The following is a 13,070-nucleotide window of genomic DNA, read 5'->3' as shown; positions in this document are numbered from 1 at the left end:
AGTACCAAGTGAATATCGTCATCGTCTCGAAGAATGAAGTCCAGCTCAAGCGGCTCACCCGCCTGCTGCGCGAACGCAGCGCGGCCGACCGCGTCGCGCTGCTGGCGAGCATACCGGATGTGTTTGACAACGGCGTCACGCCGGACCTGCTGCTGCTGGAACAGGAGCAGACGGGCGAAGCGGAGCTGGAACGGCTGGAGCTGCTGGGAGGCCGCCATCCGAGCCTGGCCATCATCGTGCAATGCCCGCAGCAGAGTCCGCAATTCCTGCTGCGTTCCATGCGCGCCGGCGTGCGCGAAGTGCTGCAGCCGGACGACGATGCGGCCCTGTGCGCCGCCCTGCGCCGCATCGAGGACAAGCTGCAGAAACAGGTCACGCGCAAGGGGCAGGTGCTGGCCTTCGTCTCGTGCAAGGGCGGCAGCGGCGCCACCTTCATCGCCGCCAACCTGGGCTACGCGCTGGCCGCCGGCGAACAGCGCAAGGTGGCGCTGCTCGACCTGAACCTGCAGTTCGGCGATGCCGCGCTGTTCGTCTCGGACCACAAGCCGGCCGCCACCTTGTCGCAGCTGTCGCAGCAGATCGTGCGCCTCGATGCCTCGCTGCTGACGGCCAGCATGATCCAGGTCACGCCCGCCTACAGCGTGCTGGCCGCCGCCGACGATCCCGCCCATGCAGCAGACATCGAGGCCGACCATATCGACCGCCTGCTGACCCTGGCGCGCAGCCAGTACGACTACATCCTGCTCGACGTGGGACGCGGCCTCGATGGCGTCAGCGTGCGCGCGCTGGACCGGGCCGACCTGATCTTCCCCGTGCTGCAAGCCACCCTGCCCTATGTACGCGACGGCAAGCGCCTGCTCGACGTGTTCCGCGGCCTCGGCTACCGCGAAGACAAGATCCGCCTGATCCTGAACCGCTATGCCAGCAGCGACAACATCCGCGTGGCCGACCTGGAAGCGGCGTATGGCAAGCATGTCTACAAGTCCATCCCCAACCACTACGAGGCGGTGGCGGCATCCGTCAGCCAGGGCGTGCCCATCCTCAAGCTGGCATCGCACAATCCCGTCTCGCGCGCCCTGCAGGAACTGGCCGCCAGCCTGGCCGGCGAAACGCCGCCCGCCGCGCAAGGCTGGGTTTCGCGGCTGCTGGCGCGCACCTGATACCCCATTCACCGGAGACCGACCATGACTGCCGAAAAACTCACCCTGCGGGACCGCCTGGGCTACGCCCAGGACGACGCCAGCCTGACTGACGGTGCCGCGCACCAGGGCGCCGCCAGCCAGAGCTACCAGCAACTCAAGCACCGCACGCACCAGGCGCTGCTCGACCGCGTCGATCTGGAGGGCATGCAGCGCCTGTCGCGCGAGCAGATACGCGAAGAGCTGAAGATCCTCGTCAGCGACGTGCTCACGGAAGACAATGTGGTGATCAATGACCTGGAACGGCGCTCGCTGATCCGCGACATCCAGGACGAGGTGCTCGGCTTCGGCCCGCTCGAACCGCTGCTGGCCGATCCCGGCGTGTCCGACATCCTCGTCAACACCTACCGCCAGGTGTATGTCGAGCGCCACGGCCGCCTGGAGCTGAGCGACGTCTGCTTCACCGACGACGCGCACCTGATGAAGATCATCGACAAGATCGTTTCGCGCGTAGGCCGGCGCATCGACGAATCGAGCCCCATGGTCGATGCGCGCCTGCCCGACGGTTCGCGCGTGAACGCCATCATCCCGCCGCTGGCCATCGACGGGCCCGTGATGTCGATCCGCCGCTTCTCGGCCCAGCCGCTGCGGCTGGCCGACCTGATGCTCAAGCACAGCCTGACGGAGGAAATGAGCACCACCCTGCAGGCGCTGGGCAAGGCCAAGGTCAACATCCTGATCTCGGGCGGCACGGGCAGCGGCAAGACCACCATGCTCAATGCGATTTCCGGCTTCATCAGCACGGCCGAGCGCATCGTCACCATCGAGGACGCGGCCGAGCTGCAGATGCAGCAGCCGCACGTGGTGCGCCTGGAAACGCGGCCCGCGAACATCGAGGGCAAGGGCGAAGTGACGCAGCGGGCGCTGGTGCGCAACGCGCTGCGCATGCGTCCCGACCGCATCATCCTGGGCGAGGTGCGCGGCGCCGAGGCGCTCGACATGCTGGGCGCCATGAACACGGGCCACGAAGGCTCGATGGCCACCATCCACGCGAACACGCCGCGCGACGCGCTGACGCGGCTGGAAAACATGATCAGCATGGCGTCGGCGGGCCTGCCCGTCAAAGCCATGCGCCAGCAGATCAGTTCTGCCATCAGCGTGGTGGTGCAGGTGGCGCGCCTGACGGACGGCAAGCGCAAGATCGTGTCGATCCAGGAAATCACGGGCATGGAAGGCGAGATGATCACCATGCAGGAGATCTTCACCTTCCGCCAGACGGGCATCGGCGAAGACGGCAGCGTGCAGGGACATTTCCATGCCAGCGGCGTGCGGCCGCATTTCCTGGAACGCTTGCGCGCCTACGGCATCAGCCTGCCGGAAACCCTGTTCGATCCCGCCCGCCAGTACCATTAAGGGGAGCATCATGGACTATCTCTATTACGTATTTGCCATCCTGACCTTCATCGCCGTGGTGCTGCTGATCGAAGGCCTGTACCTGGCGTGGAACACCTCGCGCGGCCCGGAAGCGGAAAGGGTCGCGCGCCGCCTGCGCATCATGTCGGCCGGCGCGCATGGCGAAACGGGCAGCTCGATGATCAAGAAGCGCCTGCTGAGCGACACCCCGTCCCTGCAGCGCCTGCTGCTGAGCGTGCCCCGCGTGCATGCGCTGGACCGCCTGCTGGAACAGTCGGGCCTGAGCTGGAGCGTGGCCAGCTTCGCCGGAGTGATGGTGGCCACGGCCGGCGCCGCGTTTCTGCTGCTGAGCTATTTCGGCGTGCCGTGGATGCTGCGCTTGCCGCTGGTGGCGGGCGCGGCCCTGCTGCCCCTGCTGGTGGTCTTGCGCGCCAAGGCCAAGCGCCTGCAGCGCATCGAACAGCAATTGCCCGATGCGCTGGACCTGATGGCGCGCGCGCTGCGCGCCGGCCATGCCTTCCCCACCGCCCTGAAAATGGTCGGCGATGAAATGAACGCGCCGCTGGCCGTGGAATTTCGCGCCACCTTCGATGAAGTCAATTTCGGCATCGCCATGCAGGATGCCCTGATGAACCTGGCCACGCGCGTGCCCAGCACGGACTTGCGCTACTTCGTCATCGCCGTGCTGATCCAGCGCGAAACGGGCGGCAACCTGGCCGAACTGCTCGACAGCATCAGCCGCATCATCCGCGAACGCATCAAGCTGCTGGGACAGGTGCGCGTGCTGTCGGCCGAAGGCAGGCTGTCGGCCTGGATCCTGTCGCTGCTGCCGTTCGGCGCGGCAGCCATGATCCAGCTGACCAATCCGCAATTCCTGGAAATGCTGTTTGTCGATCCGGGCGGACGCAAGATGCTCGTCGGCGCCCTGCTGCTGATGGTGTGCGGCGTCTTTGTCATGCGCAATATCATCCGCATCCGCGTCTGAACCCGCCAGGAGAACCGTCATGAATCCCGTCCATCTCGCCTTTCTCGCCCTGCTCTTCATCGCCGTCTTCGGCACCGTGCTGGTCGCCATGCGCAGCTTTGCCCCCGATCCGCTGCGCCAACGCATGGACAGCGCCACCGGCAAGAGCACGGCCTCGCCCGGCCCGTCGGCGCCCAGTCCCTGGCTGGCGCGCATGGTGCGCCTGAGCGGCCCGCTGGCCAAACTGTCGCTCCCCGACCAGGGCTGGGAAGGCTCCGTGATGCGCCGGCGCTTCATGAATGCCGGCTTGCGCCAGGCGTCGGCCCCCATCCTGTTCTTTTCCGCCAAGACCATGCTGGCCATCGGCCTGCCCCTGCTGCTGTTCCTGGGACTGAGCGCCTCGGGCAGCCAGATGGCGGGCAAGGCTCTGCTGTTCTGGCTGCTGATCGTGGCCGCCATCGGCTACTATCTGCCCAACTTCGTGCTGCAGCACATGATCAGGCGGCGCCAGCGCGATATCTTTGAAAGCTTTCCCGATGCGCTGGACCTGATGACGGTGTGCGTGGAAGCGGGCCTGGCCATGGATGCGGCGCTGGCCAGGGTGGCCGCGGAGATTTCCCTGAAAAGCGCCGTGCTGGCCGAGGAACTGCACCTGGTGATGCTGGAACTGCGCGCCGGCAACACCAAGGAACGGGCGCTGCGCAACCTGGCCCTGCGCACGGGGGTCGAGGATGTCGATGCGCTGGTGGCCATGCTGATCCAGGCCGAGCGCTTCGGCACCAGCATCGCCGCCTCGCTGCGCGTGCAGTCGGACCAGCTGCGCACAAAACGCCGCCAGCGCGCAGAGGAAGAGGCGGCAAAGATCGCCCTCAAGCTGCTGTTCCCGCTGATCTTTTTCATCTTTCCTTCGCTGCTGGTCGTCCTGATGGGACCAGCCTTCCTGCAAATCTACCGCGTGCTCCTGCCCAGCATGGGCGGCGGCAGCTGACCGGAGAACCGCCATGTCACAGCACACCACCCTGATGCTCATGTTCGCCTGCGCCGGCCTGCTGCCCGCCTGCGGCCACCTGCCCGGCCCCGCCAGCCAGGGCAGCCACATTGCGCCGCCCCAGGCGCGCGCCGACGACAGCGCCGCCACCCGCGCTGCCGCGTTCTGCAAGCTGGGCAAGCGCATGCAGGAGCTGGGCGACGCGCGCGCGGCGCTGGCCGCCTACCGCGAAGCCCTGCTGCTCACGCCCGCCGCGCCCGATGCGCGCAATGGCGCCGCCGTGCTGCACGCACAGCTGGGCCAGCTGGAAACGGCGCGCACCATGCTGCAGGCACTGGCGCAGGAAGCGCCCACGGCCCGGACCTACAACAACCTCGGCTACGTGCTGTACCTGCAGGGCGATTACGCCCAGGCGGCGGACGTGCTGCGCCAGTCGCTGCAGCTCGACAATGGCCAGCAGCCGGCGCGCGCCAACCTGGCGCTATCCATCGCGGCGCTGGCGCGCAGCGTCGGCACGGTCGATGCCGCCGCGGACGCCATCGAACCCGACCTGGCGCCCGCGCCCGTAGCCACGGCACCGGCCAGCCGCCTGCAGCTGACGCAATTGCAGCCCAATATCTTTGCCCTGAGCTGGCGCGATGCGCCCGTGACCGCGCAAGCGGCCTTGCCGCCCCCCGTCAGGCGGACAGCGCCGGCAGCAGTGCTGCCACGGCTGGAAGTCATCAACGGCAATGGCGCAACGGGACTGGCGGCGCGCATGCGCGGCATGCTGGGCGGCATGGGCATCAGCGTGCTGCGGCTGGGCAACCAGCGGCCATACGCGGTCCAGGCCAGCAGCATCGTCTACCGCCCCGGCCATGCGCAGGCGGCGGCCACCCTGGCCCTGGCATTGGGCGGCATGCCGCAGCTGCAGGCCGCCGGCGACAGCGGCATCGGCGCGGGTGCAGACCTGCGTTTATTGCTGGGCAAGGATGCGGCGGCCAGCCTGCGTGCGCCGGACGTGCGCCTGGCGTCGAACACGGCGCCGTGACACCGGCATCAGCGCGGCAGCAGGCGGCGGTCGGCGGGATCGAGCAGGAAGCCCTGCAGGATATCCTGCAGCTGGGGCAGCTTTGCCACGTAGGCGGGGATGCCCAGCTGGCGCGCGCCGAAGTAGTGGGCGATGATGTCGCCCTGCTGTTCCATGTTGAAGTCGGACAGGATGCCGCCGGCCTGCGCATCGTAGCGGTAGGCGCGCTGCCGGAGGTAGCCGCCGCAGAGCGCCAGCAGCACGCCATGCAGCAGCACGCCGTAGCCGAGCTGGTACTGCCACACGTGCACCATTTCGTGGATGAAGAACAGCTTGCCGCCGTTGCCCTCGCGCGAGAAATCGTCGCGGTACTGGGCCGGCATGAAGTGCAGGCTGCCGCGCGGCGTCATCGCCGTGTTCTGGTCTTGCAGGCCAAACGGTAAAAAGGAGCCGCGCACCACGCGCACGCGCGCGTAGTCGATGGCGTCGCGAAAGACGCTGCGGGCCATGGCGGTTTCGCCGATGGTCAGGGGGCGGCGCAAGACGCGCATGCGAAGAGAAAAAGAAAGCGCGGCAGGCATGCAAGCCTGCCGCGCCGGTACCGATTAGACCGAGCGCAGGCCGCTGGCTGCCTTGGCGATTTCCGTGATGCGGTCCCAGTTGCCGGCCGCGATCGCGTCTTTCGGCGTCAGCCACGAACCGCCCACGCAGGCGACGTTCTTCAACGCCAGGAACTGCGACGCCGTCTCTTGCGAGATGCCGCCCGTCGGGCAGAACGTCACGTCCGGCAGGGGGCCGTAGATGGCGTTGAGCATGCCGATGCCGCCGGCCGGCACGGCCGGGAACAGCTTCAGCTGCTGGAAGCCGTTTTCACGCGCCGCCATCACTTCGCCGGGCGTCATCACGCCTGGCAGCAGGGGCAGGCCGCTGCTTTTCGCCGCCGCCACCAGGGCGGACGTCAGGCCAGGCGAGACGCCGAACACGGCGCCCGCATCGCGCGCCTGGGCAAATTCCTCGGGACGCGTCAAGGTACCCACGCCGACGATGGCGCCCGGCACTTCCGACATGGCGCGGATCGCTTCCAGGCCGTGCTTGGTACGCAAGGTTACTTCCAGCACGCGGATGCCGCCCGCCACCAGCGCGCGCGCCAGCGGTACGGCGTGGTCAGGGTCGTCGATCGCGATCACGGGGATCACGCTCGAGGTGCGCATAATTTCCAGTAGTGTCATGGTCATCTCTTATTTCCTAGCCAAAAAGTCTTCATCGGAACCGGGCACAGTATCGCCGACATTGTCGGCGTCGTGCAAGGCGACGGTGGTGGGAATCGGCGACGGCAGGCCGAAGGTGGTGGCACCCTCTTCCGCCGCGCTGACGGTGGAACGGAACATGGAAAACAGCTCGCGGCCCATGCCGATGTGGTTCGGCGACAGATCTGCCGTGACCAGCGAACGGGCATGCCAGACGTCGGCCGGCACCAGCGCTTCGAGCACGCCCGTAAAGGCGTCGAGGCGGATGATGTCGCCGTCGCGCACCAGGCCCAGGGGGCCGCCGGCGAGGATTTCAGGCGATACGTGGATGGCGGCAGGCACCTTGCCCGACGCGCCCGACATGCGGCCATCGGTGACCAGCGCCACATGGCGGCCCGCATCCTGCAGGTTGGCCAGCGCCGGCGTCAGCGCATGCAGTTCCGGCATGCCGTTGGCGCGCGGGCCCTGGAAGCGCAGCACGGCAACGAAGTCGCGGTCCAGCGAACCGGCCTTGTAGGCGGCCATGAAATCTTCCTGCGAATTGAATACCAGGGCAGGCGCTTCCACCGTGCGGTGCTGCGGCTTGACGGCCGACACCTTCATCACGGCGCGGCCCAGGTTACCGGCCACGAGGACCATGCCGCCGTCCGGCGCGAACGGGTTCGAGGCGGGACGCAGCACGCTTTCGTCGGCGCTGGCGGCCGGCGCATCCTTCCAGAAGACCTTGCCGTCTTCGCCCAGGAACGGTTCCATGCAGTGCGCGCGCAAGCCGTGGCCCAGGATGGTATTGACGTCTTCGTGCAGCAAGCCCGCGTCCAGCAGTTCGCGGATCAGATAGCCCGTGCCGCCGGCCGCGTGGAAATGGTTCACGTCGGCGTCGCCGTTCGGATAGATGCGCGTGAGCATAGGCACGATGGCCGACAGTTCATTGAAATCGTTCCAGTCGATGACGATGCCGGCCGCCTTGGCAATGGCCACCAGGTGCAGGGTGTGGTTGGTCGAACCGCCCGTGGCCAGCAAGCCCACGAGGGCGTTGACGATACATTTCTCGTCGACGATATGGCCCACTGGCAAGTAATTGGCGCTTTGCGCCGTGATGCCGGCGGCGCGCTGGGCGGCAGCTTTTGTCAGCGCATCGCGCAGCGGCGTGTTCGGCGTGATGAAGGCGGCGCCCGGCAAGTGCAGGCCCATCACTTCCATCAGCATCTGGTTGCTGTTGGCCGTGCCGTAGAAGGTACAGGTGCCCGCGCCGTGGTAGGCTTTCGACTCGCCTTCGAGCAAGTCTTCACGCGTGGCCTTGCCTTGCGCATACAGCTGGCGCACCTTGGCTTTTTCCTGGTTCGACAGGCCCGACGTCATCGGACCGGCCGGCACGAAGACGGCAGGCAAGTGGCCGAAGTGCAGCGCGCCGATCAGCAGGCCCGGCACGATCTTGTCGCACACGCCCAGGTACAGGGCCGAGTCGAACATATTGTGCGACAGCGCCACGGCCGTCGACATGGCGATGGTGTCGCGCGAAAACAGCGACAGTTCCATGCCCGGCTGGCCTTGCGTCACGCCATCGCACATGGCGGGCACGCCGCCGGCGAACTGGGCGACGGCGCCCACTTCGCGCACGGCTTGCTTGATGATCTGCGGGAAGCCTTCAAACGGCTGGTGCGCCGACAGCATGTCGTTGTACGAGGATACGATGGCCACGGAAGGCTTCTTGTATTCCTTCAGCGACAGCTTGTCGTTGGCGGGAAAGGCGGCAAAGCCGTGCGCCAGGTTGGTACACGACAGGGCGCCGCGCTGCACGCCCTGGATGCGGGCCGCATCCAGATGCGCCAGGTAGGCGCCGCGCGATGGCCGGCTGCGCGCGATGATGCGCGCTGTTACGGAGTCGACTACTGGATGCAGCGTCATGGGATTTCCTTAAAAATGAGTATTTCGTGAAATTTTACTACAAAACGGTGAAGAAGAAGCACTCTTGCATGGGCCAACAACACAAATAAGCCACGGATTGGGGCTTTTCAGAGCAAACCCGGGCAATATCGCGTAGCGGCACCCGCCCACCCCTTCCTTATAAGCCACTGGCACAATCGCTAAAAAAAGCACAACAAAATCAGCGTCACGACACAAACTGTAGTGAAATTACGTTTTTCTGATGTATTATTCTCATACCAATGCCGGCACCCCGTTCGCCACGATGAACGCGCCGCGCTCCTTTCAACCGAGACAAGCACCCAAGCCGACCGCCATGCGCCAGCCAGCACCTACTCCTGCCATCACCGCCACCGCCAGTTTCCAGTCCCTGCAAGCGCATGGCGCCAGCCTGCGCGACGTGCATCTGCGCCAGCTGTTCGCCGCCGATCCCGCGCGTTTCTCCAGCATGACAGTCGATGCGGCAGGACTGCTGCTCGATTACTCGAAGAACCGCGTCGACGCCACCGCCATGGCCCTGCTGATGGATCTGGCCCGCGAACGCGGCGTGGAAGCGCAGCGCGAAGCCATGTTTACGGGCGAGAAAATCAATCTTACCGAACATCGGGCCGTTCTGCATACGGCCTTGCGCGCGCCGCGCGGCACGCAGCTGGTCGTCGATGGCCAGGATATCGATGCCGACGTGCAAGATGTGCTGCAACGCATGAAGGCATTCACGGACAAGGTGCGCAATGGCAGCTGGCTCGGCTACACGGGCAAGCCGATCTGCGACATCGTCAATATCGGCATCGGCGGCTCGGACCTGGGCCCGAAGATGGCTTGCCTGGCGCTGCGCTCCTACGCCAACCCGGGCCTGGAAATGCACTTCGTATCCAACGTCGACGGCCACGACATGGAAGCGACCCTGTCCAAAGTCGATCCGGAAACGACCTTGTTCATCGTTGCCTCGAAAACCTTCGTCACCGCTGAAACCATGCTCAACGCCAACACGGCGCGCGCCTGGTTCCTGCTCGAAGGCGAAGAAAAAGATCTGGCCCAGCATTTTGTGGCCGTTTCGACCAACACGCAAGCGATCGTCGACTTCGGCATTGCGCCGGAAAACATGTTCCCGTTCTGGGACTGGGTCGGCGGCCGCTATTCCGTCTGGTCCTCGATCGGCCTGGCCGTGGCCCTGTCCGTGGGCTTCGAATACTTCAGCGATTTCCTGGCCGGCGCGCATGCGATGGACCAGCATTTCCGCCAGGCCCCGCTGGAACAGAACATGCCCGTGGTGCTGGCCATGGTGGGTTTCTGGAACCGCCAGTTCCTCGACTGCGGCTCCGTCTCCATCGCGCCCTACCACCAGGACCTGAGCCGCTTTGCCGCCTACCTGCAACAGCTGGACATGGAAAGCAACGGCAAGCGCGTCACCAAGGATGGCCAGCCCGTCGACGTGCCCACGGGTCCCGTCATCTGGGGCGACTGCGGCACGAATGCGCAGCACGCGTATTTCCAGCTGCTGCACCAGGGCACGGACATCACGCCCATCGACTTCATCGCCGCCCTGCGCGCCACGCACGACTTGCCTGGCCATCACGACGCCCTGCTGGCCAACTGCTTTGCCCAGTCAGAAGCCTTCATGACGGGCAAGACGGGCGAGGAAGTGCGCCAGGACTTGCAGGCGCAAGGCTTGCCGGAAAGCGAAATCGCGGCGCTCGTGCCGCACAAGACGTTCCCCGGCAACCGCCCCAGCAACACCATCCTGATGGACCAGCTGACCCCGACCACGCTGGGCGCCCTGATCGCGCTGTACGAACACAAGACCTTCGTGCAGGGCGTCTTGTGGAACGTCAACAGTTTCGACCAGTGGGGCGTGGAACTGGGCAAGGTGCTGGCCAAGAAAATCCAGGCCGAACTGACGGGCGAAGCCCGTCCCGACCACCATGACAGCTCGACCAATGGCTTGATCGCGCTGGCGCGCGCAGCCAAGGCCGCGTATTAAGGAGATCAATGAATATTTACGAAATCAAGGTAGTCAGCGACCAGCCCATGCAAGTGGGCGAATGTCCGCTGTGGCATGGCAAGGAAGCGGCCCTGTACTGGGTCGACATCGATGGCCGCGCCGTGCACCGCCTGCACCCGGCCAGCGGCAAGCACGAGCAATGGAGCATGCCGACGGAACCGTCGGCCCTGGCCATCAATGCCGGAGGCGGCCTGATCGTCGCCCTGCGCAGCGGCTTTGCCCACCTCGACACGAAGACGGGCAGCCTGGCGGAAATCGCTCCGGCGCCGTTCGACATGGCCACCACGCGCTTCAACGATGGCAAGGTCGATCCCGCCGGCCGCTTCTGGGTCGGCACCATCTTCGAGCCGCGCAGCGCTGACGCTGCAGAAATGTTCGTGCTGGAAAAGGGCCATGTGCGCAAGGTGTGGTCGGGCGGCATGACGGTGTCGAACGGCCTGGGTTTTTCCCCGGACAAGCGCACCATGTACCACTCGGATACCACCACGCACCGCATCGACCGCTTCGACTTCGACGCAGCAACGGGCGCCATTTCCGAACCGCAGCCGTTCCAGCGCTTTTCCATGGACAAGAAAGCGCTTGATTACGGCGGGCGCCCCGATGGCGCGGCCGTCGACAGCGAAGGCAATTACTGGTCGGCCATGTTTGAAGGCGGCAAGATTTTACGCTTCGCCCCCGATGGCAATCTGCTGGGCGAGATTACCGTGCCCGTGCGCTGCCCCACCATGGTGACGTTTGGCGGTCCCGACCTGCGCACCCTGTACATCACCAGCGCCAGCCACAACCGCTCGGCTGCCGAGATCGCCGACTACCCGCTGACGGGCCACGTGCTGTCCGTGCGTGTGGACGTGGCAGGGCAGCCGGAAACGCCGTACCAGGCGTAATCGTTGCAAGCATAAAAAAGCGCCGCAACCCGCTAGGGTCCGGCGCTTTTTTACGCTCACGTAGGTCGGATTAGCGGGGCAAGGCCCCGCGTAATCCGACAACAGTGTGGGCCATGGTGGCGTCGGATTACGCGGCGTACGCCGCTAATCCGACCTACGGTTGCTTCAGCTTACCGCGCCAGCACCTTGCGGATGGTTTCCGCCAGTTCCGCCGCGACGAATTTCGCCACATAACCATCGGCGCCCACGCCCTTGACGTGGTCTTCGTTGGTCGAGCCCGTCAGCGACGAGTGGATCACCACGGGGATGCTGGAAAAGCGGCCATCGTTCTTGATGTTGCGCGTCAAGGTAAAGCCATCCATTTCCGGCATTTCCAGGTCGGTCAGCACCAGCGCCACCTTGTCTTTTGCCGTCTTGCCTTCCGTTGCCGCCTGGGCCGAGATCGCCTGCAGGCGCTCCCATGCTTCCTTGCCCGTCTTGGTCATGATGAAAGGCACGCCCATCGCTTCGAGACCCTTCTCGATCAGCGAGCGGGCCAGCGAGGAATCGTCGGCGGCCAGGATCACGGCGCCGGCAGGCAGCCGCACTTGCGGACCGATGCTGTTTTCGTCCACATCGGGATCGCCCGACGGCAGCACGTTGCGCAGGATCTGTTCCACGTCCAGCACTTGTGCCAGGCGCGTCTTGTCCGTGTCGCCATCGAGGCGCGCGATGCTGGTGACGAGGCCGCCACCGACGCTCGATTCGGCCGACAAGACCTGGTTCCATTCCAGGCGCACGATTTCATCGACCTCTTCCACGGCAAACGCCTGGGTCGAGCGGGCAAATTCCGTCACCATCAGGATTTTCAAGCCATTGCTCTTGCAGCCGACCGCCATCGGCAAGTCGATCACGGGCACGATCTGGCCGCGGATATTGACCACGCCCAACATGTGCGGGTGCGATCCAGCCACCGCCGTGATGGCCGGCATTTCCATGATTTCACGTACTTTGAACACATTGATGCCGAATAGTTCGCGGCTCGTCGAGTGATCGCTGGTGCCCAGTTTGAACAGGAACAGTTCGAATTTGTTATTGCCTGTCAGGCTCGTGCGTTCATCGACATCTTGCTGCATTGAATTCATTGTGTCCCCTTGAGCCGTCTTGTAAAGTTAAGTCGCCTGCCCGTGATGCTGCGGGCAGTGCGGACTGCACGTCGCATGGACGTCGGATGGCGGGTTCGGGGCATGGCCGGCGCTAACGGTGCAGTGTATATCGTACAATTTCTTACAACCAATAGTTGCTATCGATTTCAGCTTGAATTATACGGTTTTTTACTTTCTTCAAAGCTACTTTACGCTGCCAACGGCTATCCTGGCAGCATTTCTTGACTTGCTTGTTGCTACAGCGCAAATGATGACGGAGAGAACGGGAAATTTCCCAGGCAACCATGGTTGCTTTGAAAAGCCCACGACAAGCAGGACCCTGCGCCGGGACCGGCGAACGGCATATAATGACCCTC

General features: G+C 65.0%; 11 protein-coding genes. 7 read left to right on the top strand and 4 right to left on the bottom strand.

Annotated elements, in window-relative coordinates; genetic code table 11:
• The first annotated feature begins 8 nt into the window (after nucleotides 1-8).
• Genes VPH41_RS04825 through VPH41_RS04805 form a run of 5 tightly spaced genes read left to right on the top strand, consistent with a single transcriptional unit; the run spans nucleotide 9 to nucleotide 5,534 of the window.
• Nucleotides 9-1,160 carry an AAA family ATPase gene (locus tag VPH41_RS04825; RefSeq protein WP_328569126.1) on the top strand — a complete coding sequence of 384 codons (1,152 nt, stop codon included), beginning with the start codon at nucleotides 9-11 and terminating at the stop codon, nucleotides 1,158-1,160.
• Between the two features lie 24 nt (nucleotides 1,161-1,184).
• The gene (locus VPH41_RS04820) at nucleotides 1,185-2,552 is read left to right on the top strand and encodes a CpaF family protein (RefSeq protein WP_152259242.1); all 1,368 of its coding nucleotides are present in this window, start codon (nucleotides 1,185-1,187) and stop codon (nucleotides 2,550-2,552) included.
• Between the two features lie 10 nt (nucleotides 2,553-2,562).
• Nucleotides 2,563-3,537: a type II secretion system F family protein gene (locus VPH41_RS04815; protein ID WP_152284988.1), complete on the top strand. Its 975-nt coding sequence runs from the start codon at nucleotides 2,563-2,565 to the stop codon at nucleotides 3,535-3,537.
• Nucleotides 3,538-3,556: 19 nt separating this feature from the next.
• Nucleotides 3,557-4,504 carry a type II secretion system F family protein gene (locus VPH41_RS04810; protein WP_152284989.1) on the top strand — a complete coding sequence of 316 codons (948 nt, stop codon included), beginning with the start codon at nucleotides 3,557-3,559 and terminating at the stop codon, nucleotides 4,502-4,504.
• A gap of 13 nt (nucleotides 4,505-4,517) precedes the next feature.
• Complete coding sequence (locus VPH41_RS04805) at nucleotides 4,518-5,534, top strand: LytR C-terminal domain-containing protein (protein ID WP_328569125.1); 1,017 nt, start codon at nucleotides 4,518-4,520, stop codon at nucleotides 5,532-5,534.
• A gap of 8 nt (nucleotides 5,535-5,542) precedes the next feature.
• Here VPH41_RS04805 and VPH41_RS04800 read toward each other — a convergent pair whose 3' ends face one another.
• From VPH41_RS04800 to edd, 3 genes are all read right to left on the bottom strand, one after another.
• The gene (locus VPH41_RS04800) at nucleotides 5,543-6,055 is read right to left on the bottom strand and encodes a hypothetical protein (protein WP_152284714.1); all 513 of its coding nucleotides are present in this window, start codon (nucleotides 6,053-6,055) and stop codon (nucleotides 5,543-5,545) included.
• Between the two features lie 63 nt (nucleotides 6,056-6,118).
• Nucleotides 6,119-6,748: a bifunctional 4-hydroxy-2-oxoglutarate aldolase/2-dehydro-3-deoxy-phosphogluconate aldolase gene (locus VPH41_RS04795; RefSeq protein WP_152258713.1), complete on the bottom strand. Its 630-nt coding sequence runs from the start codon at nucleotides 6,746-6,748 to the stop codon at nucleotides 6,119-6,121.
• Nucleotides 6,749-6,751: 3 nt separating this feature from the next.
• Nucleotides 6,752-8,665 (bottom strand): phosphogluconate dehydratase, encoded by a 1,914-nt coding sequence (gene edd, locus VPH41_RS04790; RefSeq protein ID WP_328569124.1) that lies wholly within the window; start codon nucleotides 8,663-8,665, stop codon nucleotides 6,752-6,754.
• A 334-nt stretch (nucleotides 8,666-8,999) separates the two neighbouring features.
• Between edd and pgi the strand changes: the two genes are divergently transcribed.
• Entirely contained in the window at nucleotides 9,000-10,664 is a 1,665-nt protein-coding gene (gene pgi / locus VPH41_RS04785) for a glucose-6-phosphate isomerase (RefSeq protein WP_152284712.1), read from the top strand.
• 8 nt (nucleotides 10,665-10,672) lie between these two features.
• Entirely contained in the window at nucleotides 10,673-11,569 is an 897-nt protein-coding gene (locus tag VPH41_RS04780) for an SMP-30/gluconolactonase/LRE family protein (RefSeq protein WP_328569123.1), read from the top strand.
• A 170-nt stretch (nucleotides 11,570-11,739) separates the two neighbouring features.
• Here the strand turns inward: VPH41_RS04780 and VPH41_RS04775 are convergent, their stop codons facing one another.
• Nucleotides 11,740-12,693, bottom strand: coding sequence for a chemotaxis protein (locus VPH41_RS04775; RefSeq protein ID WP_152258717.1), 954 nt, complete (start codon nucleotides 12,691-12,693; stop codon nucleotides 11,740-11,742).
• Nucleotides 12,694-13,070: the final 377 nt, after the last annotated feature.

The organism is Janthinobacterium sp. P210006 (assembly GCF_036231885.1).
GTDB classification, from domain to species: domain Bacteria; phylum Pseudomonadota; class Gammaproteobacteria; order Burkholderiales; family Burkholderiaceae_D; genus Janthinobacterium; species Janthinobacterium violaceinigrum.
This window is presented reverse-complemented; position numbering and strand designations above follow the sequence as displayed.

Coding starts and splice junctions, on each gene's coding strand:
- pgi (WP_152284712.1), top strand. CDS start 9,000: ATGCGCCAGCCAGCACCTACTCCTGCCATCACCGCCACCGCCAGTTTC.
- VPH41_RS04805 (WP_328569125.1), top strand. CDS start 4,518: ATGTCACAGCACACCACCCTGATGCTCATGTTCGCCTGCGCCGGCCTG.
- VPH41_RS04775 (WP_152258717.1), bottom strand. CDS start 12,693: ATGAATTCAATGCAGCAAGATGTCGATGAACGCACGAGCCTGACAGGC.
- VPH41_RS04795 (WP_152258713.1), bottom strand. CDS start 6,748: ATGACCATGACACTACTGGAAATTATGCGCACCTCGAGCGTGATCCCC.
- VPH41_RS04810 (WP_152284989.1), top strand. CDS start 3,557: ATGAATCCCGTCCATCTCGCCTTTCTCGCCCTGCTCTTCATCGCCGTC.
- VPH41_RS04820 (WP_152259242.1), top strand. CDS start 1,185: ATGACTGCCGAAAAACTCACCCTGCGGGACCGCCTGGGCTACGCCCAG.
- VPH41_RS04780 (WP_328569123.1), top strand. CDS start 10,673: ATGAATATTTACGAAATCAAGGTAGTCAGCGACCAGCCCATGCAAGTG.
- edd (WP_328569124.1), bottom strand. CDS start 8,665: ATGACGCTGCATCCAGTAGTCGACTCCGTAACAGCGCGCATCATCGCG.
- VPH41_RS04815 (WP_152284988.1), top strand. CDS start 2,563: ATGGACTATCTCTATTACGTATTTGCCATCCTGACCTTCATCGCCGTG.